This is a genomic window from Pseudomonas sp. S2_B07, from assembly GCF_054668435.1.
In genome coordinates, this window is sequence record NZ_CP162769.1 from 1,448,192 (window position 1) to 1,464,447 (window position 16,256).

Below are 16,256 nucleotides of genomic sequence, written 5' to 3' on the forward strand. Positions count from 1 at the left end.
ATAGCATGCACCCTCCTCCTCGTTTCGCCGTCTTACTGTGTTTGGGTATGGTTGCAGGTTGCGCAGTGGGCCCCGACTACTCGGAACCCCGTGTGGAATTGCCCGAGCATTTCTCGGCGCAAACGTCCAAGGCACGGCAAGTGGACGCTGCAAATGCCGATCTCGCCGCTTGGTGGAATGCATTTAATGACCCGATACTCAGTCAACTGATAAATCGAGCACTTGAACAGAACCTCGATTTAGCCCAGGCAAACGCAAGGATCGAGCAGGCTCGCGCCGGTTTGGGCGCAGCTAACGCAGCCCTCCTGCCGTCGGCTACCGTCAATGGTCAGGCGGCCCGAGCCCGTCAGTCATTGGAGACGCCGTTGGGCCAAGTGCTGAATTCAGACCCTTCCTATAATCGCTACGGCAGTGCCTATGAGGCGAACTTGAATGCCGGCTGGGAGCTGGATGTGTTTGGCGGGCTACGCCGAGGTAAAGAAGCCGCCTTCGCCGATTATCAGGCCTCGCAAGCCGGAGCGATTGCCACGCGCCTGGCAGTGGTCGCGCAGACAGCCGATCTTTACATCAGCATCCGTGGTCTTCAAGCACGCCTGGAAATTGCCCGGCAGCAAGTAGACACGCGACAACAACTGCTCACCACCATCGAACACCTCTATGCAAAAGGACTGGCAGCTGAACTGCAATTGAACCAGACCCAAGGCGCGCTGAATCAAGCGCAGGCCACCGTGCCGGTACTGCAAGCAGGCATTGACGCGGCAATGAACGCGCTGGATGTCATGTTGGGCAAGGCGCCCGGCACTTACAGCGCGCAGTTGACTAAGCTGGCGCCTATCCCTGAGGTGCCAGGCCTCTCGGACATGGGCGCTCCAGCCGACCTGCTGCGTCGGCGTCCAGACTTGATCGTCGCGGAGCGCCGTCTTGCGGCATCCAGCGCGCGCATCGGAGAAGCCATGTCCGAGTACTACCCCAAACTGTCTGTGGCTGCGCTGCTCGGCAGTGCTACCTCGGTATCCAGCGCAAACCTGTTCAGCAACGGCGCCAGTCAGGCTTCGGCGGCACTGGGATTACGCTGGAGGCTGTTCGATTTTGGCCGCATCAACGCTCAAATTGATTTGGCGAAAGGCCAAGAAGCCGAAGCCTTGGCCGCTTACCGCCAGTCCGTTCTGCGGGCCTGCGAAGATGTGGAAAGCGCTGTTTCGGCACGGATCAACCGCGAGCAACAATCAACCCAGCTCGCCCAGGGCGAGTCGGCGTATGCGAAAGCCAGAGCGACATCGTTTGCCGCCTATGAAAAAGGCGTGGTCAGCTTGATCGAAGTGCTGGATGCCGATGAACATCTCCTGGCGGCATCTGATGGCAGAGCCCAGGCACAAACTGAATCGGCTCGCGCCGCAGTGGCCACGTTCAAAGCATTGGGCGGCGGTTGGCAGCGAGATGACTCAGATGCTCGCGTTGTCTCAAAAAGAGCGGAAACTCGAATGTTTTTTCCTGATCCAGGGATATCGAAAGAACTCCAATAAAATACGGGCTGGATTAGGATAATCGTAGGGATATATATACTTAAAAACAGAATAATTTCATTGTAGAACAAATGCTTATTTTTCCGTTCGAGTCCAGGTCGTGCCATCTAGATACACAAAAAAGGTCAGCGCTTAGCGGGCCTTTTTTTGTGCCTGTTTATTGGGTTGTCCCACTCGCCCTCCGCTCAGCCCTTCCCCGCAACGCAATTAATAACCCCTCGCAGTCACGCAAAAAATAAGCAGCCCGCACCAAAAAAACAGCAATAAAACATTGGCTGACGCAGTGGCTGCCTTGCAAAAGAGTGGCCTACTGCTATCGTCGAAGACAGCAGCATTTTGTATTAGTTCCAAAGCAATATGACCTGTGCCAGCGCTGGCTAAGGCTTTGAATTTGAAACGATTCAGCTGCAAGCACAGGGACAGACACTTCGCTATCGGTGACACATTTAGCCGCTCGAATGGAGCGATTTGAATAAGGACCAGCCCTTGTCTTCTTATGACTTTGACCGCAATTATTCCTCCGTTCGACCTGACTTCACCTCCTTGGTTTGGCCCGTCCTGTTCATTGCCTCGGGCGGCGCTGTGTCGCTCCTGGTTTTGACCGGGTTGGCGGCACTGCCGATAACGGCCGCGCTGATCCTGCTCGCCAGTGGCGGCGCTGCCAGCGTCTGGATTGTCCGCAGCCAGCGCAAGCTGTTTGACCAGGCGTTGAGCCAGGCTCATGCCCGCAGCCTGAGCCAACACCAGGCCGCCAGTGCCGCGTCCGCAGCCAACGGTCTGGAGGCCGTGTGCCTGGAAGCGGTGCCCATCTGGACCAAGCAGATCGAGAACTCCCGCAGCCAGACCGAGCAGGCCATCGTCACGCTGAGCCAGCGCTTCTCAGGCATCTACAGCAAGCTGGAAGAAGCCGTACAGACTTCGCAACAAGCGGCGGATGGCCTGGCCGGCGATGCCCAGAGCGGCGCAGTGGTGGTGCTCGCGCAGAGCGAAACGGAACTGACGCAGGTGGTCAACTCCCTCAAGGCCACGCAACTGAGTCGCGACCAGATGCTGGAACAAGTCCGCAGCCTCACCGACTACACCGGCGAACTGCTCAGCATGTCTAAAGAGGTTGCGGCGATTGCTGCGCAAACCAACCTCCTGGCACTGAACGCCGCAATTGAAGCTGCACGAGCAGGTGAAGCCGGGCGTGGTTTCGCCGTAGTGGCCGATGCCGTGCGCAGCTTGTCGAGCCTCTCCAGCGACACCGGAAAAAAAATGTCGGCCACCGTCGGCATCATCAACAGCGCCATCACCCGCCTGGTCGAAGTCGCCGACGACACTGCAGCGAATGACCAGCACTCGGTCTCCGCCTCCGAAGCCAGCATTCAACATGTGCTGGACCGTTTTCACAGCATTACCCAGCGCCTGTCGGGTTCTACCGAGTTACTCCAGCAAGAGAGCGTCGGCATCCGTGACGAAATCAGCGAGGTCCTGATCGGCCTGCAATTCCAGGATCGCGTCAGCCAGATCCTCTCCCATGTTCGCGACAACATGCAGGCCTTGCACCAGCACCTGCAGAACGGCCAGCGCAATCCGGATCAGCTGGAACAGATCGATGCCCGAGCCTGGTTGGCGAGCATGGAGCTGACCTACGCCACCGATGAGCAACGGCAAATCCATCACGGACACAGTTCCAGCGCCGCCAAGGAACAGGAAATCACTTTCTTCTAGCAGGAGAGCAGCATGGCTAAAACCGTAATGGTCGTCGACGATTCCAGCAGCGTACGCCAGGTGGTCAGCATTGCCTTGAAGGGGGCTGGCTACGACGTGATCGAGGCCAGCGATGGCAAGGATGCGCTGACCAAGCTGAACGGACAGAAAATCCACCTGATGATCAGCGATGTGAACATGCCCAACATGGATGGCATCACGCTGGTCAAGGAGGTGAAGAAGCTGGCCAATTACAAATTCACCCCGATCATCATGCTGACCACCGAATCCCAGGAAGCGAAGAAACAGGAAGGCCAGGCTGCCGGGGCCAGGGCCTGGGTGGTCAAACCCTTCCAGCCGGCACAAATGCTGGCCGCCGTCGCCAAACTGATCCTGCCTTGATCGACCGAATCCGGAGGCGAGCATGAACATCCGCGTAGCCACAACCAACGGCCTGTGCCAGCTGCATATCGAAGGCGAGATGAACATCTATACCGCGGCCGAGTTCAAGGCTCAGCTATTGCCCCACCTGGCCGAGCCCGGCGAGCTGGAAATCGACCTGTCCCAGGTCAGCGAGATGGACGGCGCCGGCATGCAGCAACTGTTGTTGGCCAAACGCGAAGCCACACGTGTCGGCACGACCTTGCGCCTGGTTGGGCACAGCCGCGCGGTATTGGAAGTCTTCGACCTGTGCAACCTCGCCGCGTTCTTTGGCGATCCTCTGGTTATTTCCAACTCGGCCGCTAGCTGACCTCAGCGTAAAAGGAATTCAGCGTGAGTATAAATCTCGATCAAGCCCTGCAAACCTTCATCGCCGAAGCCCGCGAACTGCTGCAGGATATGGAAGAGTCGTTGCTGCGACTGGAGAGCGAACCGGGCGACAGCGACACCCTGGGCGCCATCTTTCGTGCCGCGCACACCATCAAGGGTTCGGCCGGGCTGTTCGGTCTGGAGCCGGTCGTTGGCTTCACCCATATCGTCGAAGACGTGCTCGATCGCGTGCGTGACGGCGCGGTCGGTATCAATAGCGAACTGGTCGCCCTTCTGCTGGAATGCGGCGACCATATGCTGGAGCTGGTCAACGTGGTTGCCGCCCAAGGTGGTCAGCTGGATACCCCGGCACAGACTCGGGAAAGCGGCCTGCGCCAACGCCTGAACACTTACCAGGGCAACTCGCTGGCGCTGGAGCCACCCTCTACCTCAATTGCGCCGTTCAATACCGATTATCTGACCGAGGTTTGCGCGGATGACAGCGTGGCCTCCGACCTCTGGCACATCTCGCTGCGCTTTGGCCAGGACGTGCTGCGCAATGGCATGGATCCGCTGTCGTTCCTGCGCTATCTCAACAGCCAGGGCGAGATCGTCCGCATCACCACCCTGGCCGACGGCATGCCGCAGGCCGATGCCATGGATGCCGAAGCCTGCTACCTGGGCTTCGAGATTGACTACCAGTCCACAGCGGACAAAGCGGCCATCGCCGAAGCCTTCGACTTTGTGCGCGACGATTGCCTGATCCACATCCTCCCGCCGCACAGCAAGATCGCCGAATACATCGAGCTGATTGATCGGCTGCCGGAAGATGCGGCCCGTCTGGGTGAGCTGCTGGTCAGCAGCGGCGCCCTGACCCCGCAAGAACTGGAAAAAGCCCTGCACGCACAACGCGCCCCTGTTGAATCCAACAACCCGGCTGTCCCCCTGGGCGAAATCCTCGTCGAGCAGCGCTCGGTGACGCCCGCACTGGTGCAGGCCGCCCTGAACAAGCAAAGCCAGATCCAGGAGAGCAAGAGCAAAGAGAACCGCTACGTTCGCGTGGATGCGGACAAGCTGGATGAGCTGATCAATCTGGTCGGCGAGTTGGTCATTGCGGGAGCCGGCGCCAACTTGCTGGCTCAGCGCAGCCACAACGATGCGCTGCAGGAAGCCAGTTCCCGGGTCTCAGGCCTGGTCGAGGAAATCCGCGACAGCGCCCTGCGCCTGCGCATGGTGCCGATCGGCGACACCTTTAACCGCTTTCAGCGAGTGGTGCGCGATGTCAGCCTCGAACTGGGCAAGGACATCGATCTGCAGATCAGCGGCGCCGACACCGAACTGGACAAGACCGTGGTGGAAAAGATCGGCGATCCGTTGATGCACTTGCTGCGCAACGCCATGGATCACGGCATTGAATCGCCCGAGGTTCGCCAGGCGGCGGGTAAATCGCTAACGGGTACGCTGAGCCTCAACGCCTACCACGACTCCGGCAGCATCGTCATCGAGATCGTCGATGACGGCGCCGGACTCGATCGCGAACGCATCCTGCACAAGGCCCGCGAGCGCGGCCTGCTCTCCGCCACCGCCACACCGTCCGATCAGGACATCTACAACCTGATTTTCGAGCCGGGTTTCTCTACCGCGGCGACCGTCACCAACCTCTCCGGCCGAGGCGTCGGCATGGACGTGGTCAAGCGCAACATCACCGCCCTGCGCGGCAGCGTCGACCTCGACAGCCAGGCGGGTCGGGGCACCCGGGTGCGCATCCGCCTGCCGCTGACACTGGCGATCATCGATGGCTTTCTGGTGGGCGTCGGTCAGGCCACTTACGTGGTGCCTCTGGACATGGTGCAAGAGTGCCTTGAGTTGACCGAAGAAGATCGCCAAGCCACCCGCGAGCGCAGCTACCTGAACTTGCGGGGGGAAGTGCTGCCGCTGGTGTACCTGCGTGAACAGTTCAACGCCGAAGGCAGCCCGGGCCGACGCGAGAACGTGGTGGTGGTGCGTTGCGGCGAACAGAAAGCCGGTTTGGTGGTGGACGAACTGCAAGGTGAATTCCAGACCGTGATCAAACCGCTGGGCAAGCTGTTCAGCGCCCTGCGCGGCATCGGCGGCTCGACCATTCTGGGCAACGGCGAGGTGGCATTGATTCTCGATGTACCGAATTTGCTGCAACAGGTCACCCAACAGCAGGCACACAACCACCTGCAACCGGCGTTGGCTGAAGCCTGAAACTGACGTGAAAAACACGGTTGATGAACGCGCAAAGCGCTGATTCAAGGGGAACTGACGCGTGCCGAACAAGGGGCGCATGACTGACCTGCTCAATAACATCTGAAGCGATGCAACAGGCCACCGAATAAAAAATTGAACTTCATTGGGAGTTGTCATGAATCAGGCTAATCAATCAATGATCACCCGTTTAATTAATCGGTTCAGTTATAACCAGGAAGATCGCCTTAAAGAGCAAGCGCTGTTATCGGATTTAAAAGGGCAAATCGACGCTATCAACAAGGCACAGGCCGTCATTGAGTTTTCACTCGATGGCAGGATCTTGCACGCCAACGACAACTTCTTGAACACAGTCGGCTACACCCTGGCCGAGATCAAGGGCCAACATCACAGCATGTTTGCCGATCCGGCCTACAGCGCATCCCCTGAATATCGCCTGTTCTGGGACAAACTGGGGCGCGGTGAATTCGATGCCGGCGAGTACAAACGCATCGGTAAAGGCGGCAAGGAAATCTGGATACAAGCCTCCTACAACCCGATCATGGACATGGACGGTAAGCCCTTCAAAGTCGTCAAGTACGCGACTGACATTACCCAGAGCAAGTTGCAGGCAGCCGATTTCGCCGGCCAGCTCAGCGCCATCGGCAAGGCGCAAGCGGTGATCGAGTTCTCGCTCGACGGCAAGATTCTGCACGCCAACGACAACTTCCTGAACACGTTGGGCTACACCCTCGCCGAGATCAAGGGGCAACATCACAGTATGTTTGCCGACCCCGCCTACCGCGCCTCGACTGAATATCGTCTGTTCTGGGAAAAACTCGGACGCGGTGAGTTCGATGCCGGTGAGTACAAACGCATCGGTAAGGGCGGCAGGGAAATCTGGATACAAGCCTCTTACAACCCGATCATGGACATGAACGGCAAGCCCTTCAAAGTCGTCAAGTATGCGACTGACATCACCCAGAGCAAGTTGCAGGCAGCCGATTTCGCCGGCCAGCTCAGCGCCATCAACAAGGCACAAGCGGTGATCGAGTTCTCGCTCGACGGCAAGATTCTGCACGCCAACGACAACTTCCTGAACACGCTGGGCTACACCCTCGCCGAGATCAAGGGGCAACATCACAGCATGTTTGCCGACCCGGTCTACCGCGCCTCTCCAGAATACCGTGTGTTCTGGGACAAGCTGGGGCGTGGTGAATTCGATGCTGGCGAGTACAAGCGCATTGGCAAAGGCGGCAAGGAGATCTGGATTCAAGCCTCCTACAACCCGATCATGGACATGAACGGCCAGCCCTTCAAAGTCGTCAAATATGCCACCGACGTGACGGCGCAGGTCAATGCCAACAACATGTTGGTGCAAGCGGTAGAGCAAGCGCAGCACGTGACTTCAGCGGCGAAGGATGGCGATCTGAGCCAACGCATTCCCCTTGAAGGTAAGAGCGGCCCGATCCAGGTGCTATGCGCCGGCGTCAACTCGCTGATGGAAACCACCGGGGTTATTTTCGCGGACGTGGGACGCCTGTTTGGCGCCATGTCGAAGGGCGACCTGGGACAACGCATCACCCGCGACTATTCGGGTGTCTTTGGCCAGGTCAAAGACGATGCGAATGCCAGCTGTGACGCACTCTCGAACGTCATCGAGGATGTCAGTCGTGTCTTCAGCGGGCTTGCCAATGGCGACCTCGGACAGCGCATCACGCGAGAGTCGACCGGGATCTTCACTCAGGTCAAAGACGATGCAAATTCCACGGCGGAGAAGCTGACCACGATTATCGAGGATGTCAGTGCCGCGGCGGACGCGTTGGTTACCGCCTCCGAACAGGTCAGTGCCACCGCCCAGTCCATGAGTCAGGCCACCAGCGAACAAGCGGCCAGCGTCGAGGAAACCAGCGCGTCGATCGAGCAGATGAGCGCGAGCATCAATCAGAACACCGAAAACGCCAAGGTCACCGACGGCATGGCCAGCAAGGCCTCCAAGGAAGCCACCGAGGGTGGCGAATCGGTACAGCAGACAGTCGCCGCGATGAAACAGATCGCCCAGCGCATCGGCATCATCGACGACATTGCCTACCAGACCAACCTGTTGGCGCTTAACGCCGCCATCGAGGCCGCGCGGGCGGGCGAGCATGGCAAGGGCTTTGCCGTCGTCGCCGCCGAGGTGCGCAAGCTCGCCGAGCGCAGCCAGGTGGCGGCCCAGGAGATCGGCCAGTTGTCCTCCAGTAGCGTGGAGATGGCCGAGAAGGCCGGCAAATTGCTCAACGAAATGCTGCCCTCGATCAACAAGACCTCAGACCTGGTGCAGGAGATCAGCGCAGCGTCGGAAGAACAATCTTCCGGGGTGGCGCAGATCAACACGGCCATGAACCAACTGAACCAGATCACCCAGCAGAATGCCTCCAGCAGTGAGGAACTGGCCGCCACCGCCGAAGAGATGAGCAGCCAGGCCGAACAACTGCAACAGGCGATGAGCTTCTTTGCCCGGGAGTCCGATGTCAGCGACAGCCTGCACAAGGCCGTCGCGCACAGGACGCTGTCGGGCAAAAAACCGCCACAACCTCCCAAGCACCTGCCCCACCGGGCGGCCACTCACTACGCGACCAGCAGCGTCGCAGAAGCCGAATTCACTCGGTTTTAACGGGAGGTCAGCATGGGTGCTCTGATTACTACCAATCGACCCGAGGCCCTCCACCAGGAGGAAGCGCAGTACCTGACTTTCCTCCTGGGCGGCGAGATGTTTGCCATCGGCATTCTCGGGATCAAGGAGATCCTCGAGTACGGCAACATTACCAGCGTACCGATGATGCCCGCCTTCGTCCGTGGGGTGATCAACCTGCGTGGCGCGGTGGTGCCGGTGGTGGACCTGTCGGCGCGGTTCGGCCGGCAAAAGTCCGATATTACCCGGCGCTCGTGCATCGTCATTATCGAGGCCGACTCGGACGCCGGCACTCAGGATGTGGGGCTGATGGTGGATGCGGTCTCGGCGGTCCTGGAAATCCCCGCCAGCGAGATCGAACCGGCACCCAGCTTCGGTGCGCGGATACGGTCCGACTTCATCAGTGGCATGGCCAAGGTGGCGGGTAAATTCGTCATCGTCCTCAATGCCGACCGCGTGCTGTCGGTCGACGAGATGGCAAGGTTATCCGAAGTCGGCGCACTGACGGACGCCGTGTCGGGCTAGCGGCCCGGCCGGCTGATCATCGATTCTGGTCGAGGCGTCTGGTGCGCCTCGGCCTTGATCGATTGTGCATTGCAACGTCGTTCCTGGACCTGGCAAGGATGTTTGATCGTGAATGCAGAAGCGCTCAAGGATAGCGAGTTCAAGCAGTTCCAAAGCTGGCTGTATCGTGCCGCCGGCATCAACCTGAGCCCCGCGAAAAAAGCACTGGTTGCCGGGCGCTTGTCCAAACGTTTGAAGCACCATCAACTGAACAGCTACGGCGACTATTTCCAGATGATCATGGGCCATGGGGCCACTGCGGAACTGCAGATAGCCCTGGACTTGCTCACCACCAACGAAACCTATTTCTTCCGCGAACCCAAGCATTTCGATTTCCTGCGCCAGCAGGTTTTACCCAAGGCCGCTCCGGGCAAAACCTTCCGTCTGTGGAGCGCAGCCAGCTCTTCCGGCGAGGAACCCTACAGCCTGGCCATGACCCTGGCCGATGGCCTGGGCAGCACCCCTTGGGAAATCATCGGTTCCGACATCAGCAGTCAGGTGCTGGCCAAGGCCCGCACAGGACACTACCCGATCGAGCGCGCCAGCCACATTGCGCACCCCTTGTTGGCCAAACATTGCCTGAAAGGGACCGGTAGCCAGGAGGGTACGTTCCTGATCGAGCGAAGCCTGCGCAGCCGGGTGCACTTCATGCCGATCAACCTCAACGAAACACTGCCGGATATCGGCGAGTTCGAGGTGATTTTCCTGCGCAACGTGATGATCTATTTCGACCAGGAAACCAAGCGCAAGGTGGTCGCGCGCATGCTGCCACGGCTCAAACCCGGCGGCTATTTCATCGTCAGTCATTCGGAAAGCCTGAACGGCATTACCGATGCCTTGAAACTGATCTCACCCTCGATTTACCGCAAGCCATGAACAGGCCCCTCGGCGGCAACGAGATTTTCCTGCAGCCCGGCGAGTTCTATTTCGGCGATGCGGCCACACGTATCCGCACCCTGCTGGGTTCCTGCGTCGCCATTACCCTGTGGCACCCGGCGCGCATGATTGGTGGCATGTGCCACTACATGCTGCCGAACCGGCAGAAGCCCGGCGGGCCACTCGACGGCAAATATGCCAACGAGGCCATGGCGCTTTTTCTGCTGGAGGTGGCCCGCCACCACACGCGGCCCGAGGATTACCAGGTCAAGCTGTTCGGCGGCGGCACCATGTTCCCCGGCTACAGCGAGGAAACCAGCGTCGCCCAAAGCAATATCAACGCCGCGCGCCTGTTGGTCACGCGTCACCATTTGCGCCTGAGCGCCGAGGATTTAGGACGCAACGGGCACCGTGACGTGATCTTCGATATCAGCAGCGGCCATGTCTGGGTCCGCCGTCAAGACTTGAACGAGAGCTAAAAGCGCCTATGAAAAAAATCAAGGTTCTGCTGGTCGACGACTCTGCCGTGGTACGGCAGGTGGTGCTGGCGTTGCTGGAGCGCGAGCCGGATATCCAGGTGATTGGCGCCGCCTCCGACCCCCTCTTCGCCATGGACAAAATGGCCAAAGAGTGGCCCGACGTGATTGTGCTGGACGTGGAAATGCCACGCATGGACGGCATCACCTTCCTGAAAAAAATCATGGCCGAGCGCCCTACTCCGGTGGTGATCTGCTCAACGCTCACGGAACGAGGCGCGGAAACCACGCTCCAGGCCCTTGCCGCCGGGGCCGTGGAAATCATTACCAAGCCCAAGGCCGGCCTGAAAGGTTTTCTGGAACAATCCTCCGCCGAACTGGTGGCGGCGGTCAGGGCCGCCGCCCAGGCCAACGTCAAGCAACTGGTCAGGAACGCCGCAGCGCATACGCCGGTGGGCGCCAAATTGAATGCCGACGCCATTCTGCCGCCCTCCAGCGGCCAGGCCATGGCGCAGACCACGGAGCGGATTGTCGCCATCGGCACCTCCACCGGTGGCACCCAGGCACTGGAACGGGTGCTGACCGCACTGCCACGGGTTTGCCCGGGCATCGTCATCGTGCAGCACATGCCGGAAAAATTTACCGCCTCGTTTGCTGCGCGCTTGAACACGCTGTCGCAGATAGAAGTGCGCGAAGCGAAGAACAACGACCGAGTGATTCCCGGCCTGGCCCTGATCGCCCCCGGCGGCAAGCACATGCTGCTCAAGCGCAGCGGCGCCTACTATCACGTCGAGGTCGTCGATGGCCCACTGGTCAACCGTCATCGCCCGTCTGTGGACGTGCTGTTTCGTTCGGTGGCCAAGTTCGCCGGGAAAAATGCCACCGGCATCATCATGACCGGCATGGGCGATGACGGTGCCCGTGGCTTGAAGGAATTACATGCGACCGGGGCACGCACCTACGCTCAGGATGAAGCCAGCTGCGTGGTGTTTGGCATGCCCAAAGAGGCGATCAAACTGGGTGGAGTGGACCGGGTGATCGCCCTGGACGACATTCCCAGAGCGATCACCAATGGCAGGTAACGCGCGTCGTTGGCAGGGAATTTACTGTTGCAAGATGAACGTGCTCAGGGTGTGCAGATCATCCGGGCTTAACTGCGCGAAAGGCGGCATCGGAATGTCCCCCCATTTGCCGGTACCGCCGTGCTGAATGCTCGACGTGACCTTGGCCAAAGCCTGCGGATCGTTGGCGTACTTGGCTGCCACCTCGTGATAGGCCGGGCCTACAATCTTGTGATCGATGGCGTGGCAGGACAAACAGGCGTTGCCCTGGAGCAATGCCATGGCATCGACTTTGGCCACGGGCGCTGCCGGAGACTGGCTTGCCGGCGGGTTCGAGGCTGCCTGCACCTCGGCATCGTTCGCATGAGCACTGCCGTAAGTGACTGCCAGGTAAGCGCCGATCACGCTCACATCCTGATCACTGATCGGCGCGCCGTACACGTGCTGCATCTTGCTCGCCTCTCCAGTCCACTGCGCCAGGGTCATGCCGGGAGGCTGGAAGTTGATGTAATCCGCGGAATGGCAGGTGGAGCATTTCTGTTGGGCCAGTTGATAACCTGGCAGCGCATTGGGTTTGAGCACTGCCGTTTCGGGCGGCAAGGTGATCGAGAGCGGCGCTGCGCCAGCCACGCCAATCCAGCCAACCTGAGCCGCGCACAGCAAAGTGGTCATGCGTTTCATAAGTTTCATGCAGGCCCCTCAGGCGACGGTCACGTGGCTGGTTTCTATGACGTGGCGGCGGTAGCCCCCCGGGTTCCAGTCGGCTTGCAGCGGCTGCGTTTCGCCCGCACTGTTACTGGCTCGCACCATCAACTGCGTGGCGCCCTTGCTGGTAAAGGTGATCGGTAGCGTCCACTCCCGGAAGGAGAAACGGCCAAGGTCCTGACCCAGTTTGGCTTCGCGCCAGTTTTTCCCGCCGTCGATGGAAACTTCCACCTTGTTGACGCCTGCGCCGCCGTCGAATGCGATGCCCTTGAGCACCACGCTTTTATTCAGCGGCAACACATCGCCATGTTTGACGCTGGTGATAAAGCTGCGCACCGGCAGTTTGGAAATCGGCTTGGTTTGCGCCGCCGTAGTGCCGGGGGCGATGCAGAAGCAATCGTTGTCGGGTACGCGGTAACCTTTGGCCATGAAAAAACCGTCGTAGGTGCGGTCGACGACTTCGATCTCGCTCAGGTGCTTGACCCAGTACGTGCCGAAATACCCCGGCACCACCAGACGTATCGGGTAACCGTTGAGGAATGGCAGATCAGTGCCGTTCATCGACCAGGCGATCATCGGCTCACCGTCCATGGCGTGACTGATGTCCAGCGCCTTGATGAATTCCGGAGTGCTAGGCAGCACGGGCTTATCGAGCCCACGGAAGGTCACCTGTTGAGCGTCGGCTTTCACACCGGCCTTTTCCAATACTGCCTTGAGTGGGACGCCCACCCAGCGAGCATTGCCCATTGAACCGTTGCCCAATTGAGCACCGAACACGCGCGGCATCGAGAAGCCACGGCTGTTACCCGAACACTGATTGACGGCGACCACTTCTACCGGCTCGGCGAGGGCTTTCAGCTCCGCCAGGGAAAGGGACAGCGGCGTATTGACCGAGCCCTTGATCGTCAGACGGAAGGTGTCCGGATCGATGCTGGTAGGGAAATTGGCCAGGTGATAACGCACGAAAAAGGCGTCATTGGGCGTGATCGGCCCTTCATTGAAAACCGGGAACGGCGTCTCAAGGTGCGGCGGGCGAGTGGTTACCAAGGTCAACGGACGCTTTTGCGGGTATTGCACCAACGGCCGTGGGCCAGCCGCGAAGGTGACTTCTTCGGCGGCTTCGTCAACTGGCCCGGTTTGCTCGGCAGCCTTGGCAAGACTTGCCAACGGAGAAGCCGCAAAAGCCAGGACGAAGGTATCGCGTAGCACGCGCCGGCGGCTCGGCTTGCTGTTGTCTATAAAACTGAACTTCATTCTGCGCTCTCTATAATTGTTTTACTGAGATGCAACTGACCGCTCTCCCCCGCCAGGCTTGATGGGTAAACGGGGACTCGCAGGGAAACCAGTATCGCCACGAGCACGTCGACCGCTTTTCATTTGACGTCAGTGACTTCACATTTGACGACAGGCTTGGTTGGTCAGCACCGTCGCCAGAGCGTAGTTCAGGCAATAAAAAAGGCGCCCCGAAGGACGCCTTATTCATAGTTTCATGTCTTGAGTGTTGTCAGACATGTTCACTGCTTTTCGCATGCGCGGCACGCGGCTCGCCATGCCCATGGTCAGCCTCCACCACCGGGATTTCTTTCCCGTCGCAGTCATGCAGCTTGCCTTCACTGAAGTAGTCCCCTTCACGCAGCGCTGCCAGATCCTGATAGCGCAGCACTCGCTCCGTACCGGCCGCAAACACCGACTGCTGATCCGAGTTACCGGCCGTGAGGTGGTTGAAGGTCAGGTTCAGCACAATCGCCATGATCGCCGACGAGCTGATGCCCGAATGAAAAATCGTTGCGAACCAGCTTGGGAAGTGGTCGTAGAAGTTCGGAGCAGCAATCGGAATCATGCCGAAACCGATGGAGGTAGCGACGATGATCAGGTTGACGTTGTTGCGGTAATCAACCTTGGACAGCGTACGGATACCACTGGCCGCCACGGTGCCGAACAGCACGATACCGGCGCCGCCAAGGACCGACGTCGGCACGGCGGCGATGACCCGCCCCATGAAGGGCAGCAAACCGAGGATCACCAGGAACAAACCGCCCGTGGCGACCACGAAGCGGCTCTTGATTCCGGTCACCGCCACCAGCCCGACGTTCTGGGCGAAAGCGCTTTGGGTGAACGAACCGAAGATCGGCGCGATCATGCTCGACAGCATGTCGGCGCGCAGGCCGTTGCCCAGGCGTTTGGAGTCGACTTTGGTGCCGATGATTTCACCGACGGCGAGGATGTCCGCCGAGGTTTCCACCAGTGTCACCATGACCACAATGCACATCGACAGGATGGCGGCGAAGTGGAAGGTCGGCGTGCCGAAATGGAACGGCGTCGGGAAGCCGAACATCGGGCCCTGGGTGACAGACGAGAAGTCTGCCATGCCGAGGAACACCGCGATGACTGTACCGATAACCATCGCTAGCAGAATCGACAACCGGGAGATAGTCGCGCTGCCAATCTTGCTCAACAGCAGCACCAGCACCAGCGTCACCGCTGCCAGGCCAATGTTCGCCATGCTGCCGAAGTCCGGCGCATGGCTGTTGCCGCCCATGGCCCAGCGTGCCGCCACCGGCATCAGCGTCAGGCCGATGGTGGTGATCACGATGCCCGTGACCAGCGGCGGGAAGAACTTGGTGATGCGTGAGAACACCGGCGTGATCAGCAAGCCAATCAACGACGCGGCAATCACCGCCCCGAGAATCGACTGAAACCCGCCCTCCCCGCCACTGCTGACAATCGCCACCATGGTCGCGACGCCAGAGAACGACACGCCCTGTACCAGCGGCAACTGACAACCGAAAAACGGTAAACCAAGGGTCTGCAATAACGTCGCCAGCCCCCCTGCAAACAATGAAGCAGCAATCAACAAACCGATGTCCGCCGGCGAAAGCCCGGCCGCCTGACCAATGATCAAAGGCACCGCAACGATGCCGCCGTACATGGTCAGAACATGTTGCAGGCCGTAAGCCATATTCGCGCCGATCCCAAGGTTTTCATCCTCGGGCCGTTGGTGTGAAACATGGGGCGTTTTCATAGTTAGGGGGTTCCCTGGTTTTTGTTATGCGCACACTGTATGCAAGACTCAGGACAAATGTCTATAGAGTTGTATACAACTCCCCAGTCAGATTATGGACAGGTGTCCATTTCAGCCTTAAACGCAGCCAACAAATTAAAGCACCAAGACATCAGCCTTTCAGAAACGGAACCGGTGTTCTATGACGAGCGGGCCCTTACGTTCCAGGACCTCCACCATGATGAACAGCGGTGGATCATCATGGGAATGGATGCAAAAGGTCGCCTGTTGGTCGCTGCCTATCGAGATCCGAATTTCGTTCGAATCATTTCCGGCGTATCGCTACCAAAAACGAGCGTCGCCGGTACATGGAGGATTGACCAATGAAAGACGAATACGACTTCAGCAATGCCAAGCGTGGCGCCATCGCCAGCAGCAAAGGCAAAACCCGAATAACCATCATGCTGGACGATGCCGTCATAGAGGCGGCTCGCTCTCTTGCCGAGAGCGAGGGCTTTGGCTATCAGACGGTGATCAATAACACCTTGCGTCAGGCGCTGCTCAATCGCCGGGAAACACCCGTTGAGCTCGATCAGCGCACGGCTGTCGGGAATGCCAGGCATTTCAAGGAAGGGATAACCCCTGGCGAACTGAAGGACCTCGAGAAAAAATTAACCGAGGTGCTCAGTGAGATTCATCGGGTGATGGCGCCTTGAACACACC

At 59.2% G+C, this 16,256-nt stretch carries 12 protein-coding genes and 4 pseudogenes; 13 read left to right on the plus strand and 3 right to left on the minus strand.

Annotation, left to right across the window (positions count from 1 at the left end):
* Nucleotides 1-5: 5 nt before the first annotated feature.
* The 11 genes and pseudogenes from AB4N43_RS06745 (at nt 6) to AB4N43_RS06795 (ending at nt 11,848) form a co-directional block, all read left to right on the plus strand.
* Nucleotides 6-1,523 (plus strand): efflux transporter outer membrane subunit, encoded by a 1,518-nt coding sequence (locus AB4N43_RS06745; protein ID WP_460153601.1) that lies wholly within the window; start codon nt 6-8, stop codon nt 1,521-1,523.
* A 1,047-nt stretch (nt 1,524-2,570) separates the two neighbouring features.
* Nucleotides 2,571-3,236 carry a methyl-accepting chemotaxis protein gene (locus AB4N43_RS06750; RefSeq protein ID WP_371258929.1) on the plus strand — a complete coding sequence of 222 codons (666 nt, stop codon included), beginning with the start codon at nt 2,571-2,573 and terminating at the stop codon, nt 3,234-3,236.
* 12 nt (nt 3,237-3,248) lie between these two features.
* Entirely contained in the window at nt 3,249-3,617 is a 369-nt protein-coding gene (locus AB4N43_RS06755) for a response regulator (RefSeq protein ID WP_027921610.1), read from the plus strand.
* Between the two features lie 22 nt (nt 3,618-3,639).
* Nucleotides 3,640-3,966, plus strand: coding sequence for an STAS domain-containing protein (locus tag AB4N43_RS06760; RefSeq protein ID WP_460153603.1), 327 nt, complete (start codon nt 3,640-3,642; stop codon nt 3,964-3,966).
* 23 nt (nt 3,967-3,989) lie between these two features.
* The gene (locus AB4N43_RS06765) at nt 3,990-6,197 is read left to right on the plus strand and encodes a chemotaxis protein CheA (protein ID WP_460153605.1); all 2,208 of its coding nucleotides are present in this window, start codon (nt 3,990-3,992) and stop codon (nt 6,195-6,197) included.
* Nucleotides 6,198-6,375: 178 nt separating this feature from the next.
* Nucleotides 6,376-7,491, plus strand: a pseudogene (locus AB4N43_RS06770) (PAS domain-containing protein); the annotation flags it as partial.
* Between the two features lie 462 nt (nt 7,492-7,953).
* Nucleotides 7,954-8,832: pseudogene (locus tag AB4N43_RS06775) on the plus strand (methyl-accepting chemotaxis protein); the annotation flags it as partial.
* 12 nt (nt 8,833-8,844) lie between these two features.
* Nucleotides 8,845-9,375, plus strand: a complete 531-nt coding sequence (locus AB4N43_RS06780) for a chemotaxis protein CheW (protein WP_410922257.1) — start codon at nt 8,845-8,847, stop codon at nt 9,373-9,375.
* A gap of 108 nt (nt 9,376-9,483) precedes the next feature.
* Nucleotides 9,484-10,290 carry a CheR family methyltransferase gene (locus AB4N43_RS06785; protein WP_407692645.1) on the plus strand — a complete coding sequence of 269 codons (807 nt, stop codon included), beginning with the start codon at nt 9,484-9,486 and terminating at the stop codon, nt 10,288-10,290.
* Nucleotides 10,287-10,806: pseudogene (locus AB4N43_RS06790) on the plus strand (chemotaxis protein CheD); the annotation flags it as partial. The gene AB4N43_RS06785 and the pseudogene AB4N43_RS06790, both read left to right, overlap by 4 nt.
* Entirely contained in the window at nt 10,778-11,848 is a 1,071-nt protein-coding gene (locus tag AB4N43_RS06795) for a protein-glutamate methylesterase/protein-glutamine glutaminase (protein ID WP_027921616.1), read from the plus strand. The pseudogene AB4N43_RS06790 and the gene AB4N43_RS06795, both read left to right, overlap by 29 nt.
* Nucleotides 11,849-11,869: 21 nt before the next feature.
* Here the strand turns inward: AB4N43_RS06795 and sorB are convergent, their stop codons facing one another.
* The 3 genes from sorB to AB4N43_RS06810 all read right to left on the minus strand — a co-directional run bounded on the left by sorB (nt 11,870) and on the right by AB4N43_RS06810 (nt 15,554).
* The gene (sorB, locus tag AB4N43_RS06800) at nt 11,870-12,517 is read right to left on the minus strand and encodes a SorB family sulfite dehydrogenase c-type cytochrome subunit (RefSeq protein ID WP_460153608.1); all 648 of its coding nucleotides are present in this window, start codon (nt 12,515-12,517) and stop codon (nt 11,870-11,872) included.
* Nucleotides 12,518-12,526: 9 nt separating this feature from the next.
* Nucleotides 12,527-13,786 carry a SorA family sulfite dehydrogenase catalytic subunit gene (gene sorA, locus AB4N43_RS06805; protein WP_460153610.1) on the minus strand — a complete coding sequence of 420 codons (1,260 nt, stop codon included), beginning with the start codon at nt 13,784-13,786 and terminating at the stop codon, nt 12,527-12,529.
* A 250-nt stretch (nt 13,787-14,036) separates the two neighbouring features.
* Nucleotides 14,037-15,554 (minus strand): nucleobase:cation symporter-2 family protein, encoded by a 1,518-nt coding sequence (locus AB4N43_RS06810; protein WP_027921619.1) that lies wholly within the window; start codon nt 15,552-15,554, stop codon nt 14,037-14,039.
* 57 nt (nt 15,555-15,611) lie between these two features.
* On the opposite strand from AB4N43_RS06810, the pseudogene AB4N43_RS06815 reads away from it, so the two are divergent.
* Both AB4N43_RS06815 and AB4N43_RS06820 read left to right on the plus strand, forming a co-directional pair.
* Nucleotides 15,612-15,913: pseudogene (locus tag AB4N43_RS06815) on the plus strand (BrnT family toxin).
* A 3-nt stretch (nt 15,914-15,916) separates the two neighbouring features.
* Nucleotides 15,917-16,249: a BrnA antitoxin family protein gene (locus AB4N43_RS06820; RefSeq protein WP_059181223.1), complete on the plus strand. Its 333-nt coding sequence runs from the start codon at nt 15,917-15,919 to the stop codon at nt 16,247-16,249.
* The last annotated feature ends 7 nt before the right edge of the window (nt 16,250-16,256 follow it).

Excerpts from the sequence above, each read along its gene's own strand:
- AB4N43_RS06745 (WP_460153601.1), top strand. The coding sequence starts at position 6 with ATGCACCCTCCTCCTCGTTTCGCCGTCTTACTGTGTTTGGGTATGGTT.
- AB4N43_RS06750 (WP_371258929.1), top strand. The coding sequence starts at position 2,571 with ATGCTGGAACAAGTCCGCAGCCTCACCGACTACACCGGCGAACTGCTC.
- AB4N43_RS06755 (WP_027921610.1), top strand. The coding sequence starts at position 3,249 with ATGGCTAAAACCGTAATGGTCGTCGACGATTCCAGCAGCGTACGCCAG.
- AB4N43_RS06760 (WP_460153603.1), top strand. The coding sequence starts at position 3,640 with ATGAACATCCGCGTAGCCACAACCAACGGCCTGTGCCAGCTGCATATC.
- AB4N43_RS06780 (WP_410922257.1), top strand. The coding sequence starts at position 8,845 with ATGGGTGCTCTGATTACTACCAATCGACCCGAGGCCCTCCACCAGGAG.
- AB4N43_RS06795 (WP_027921616.1), top strand. The coding sequence starts at position 10,778 with ATGAAAAAAATCAAGGTTCTGCTGGTCGACGACTCTGCCGTGGTACGG.
- sorB (WP_460153608.1), bottom strand. The coding sequence starts at position 12,517 with ATGAAACTTATGAAACGCATGACCACTTTGCTGTGCGCGGCTCAGGTT.
- sorA (WP_460153610.1), bottom strand. The coding sequence starts at position 13,786 with ATGAAGTTCAGTTTTATAGACAACAGCAAGCCGAGCCGCCGGCGCGTG.
- AB4N43_RS06810 (WP_027921619.1), bottom strand. The coding sequence starts at position 15,554 with ATGAAAACGCCCCATGTTTCACACCAACGGCCCGAGGATGAAAACCTT.
- AB4N43_RS06820 (WP_059181223.1), top strand. The coding sequence starts at position 15,917 with ATGAAAGACGAATACGACTTCAGCAATGCCAAGCGTGGCGCCATCGCC.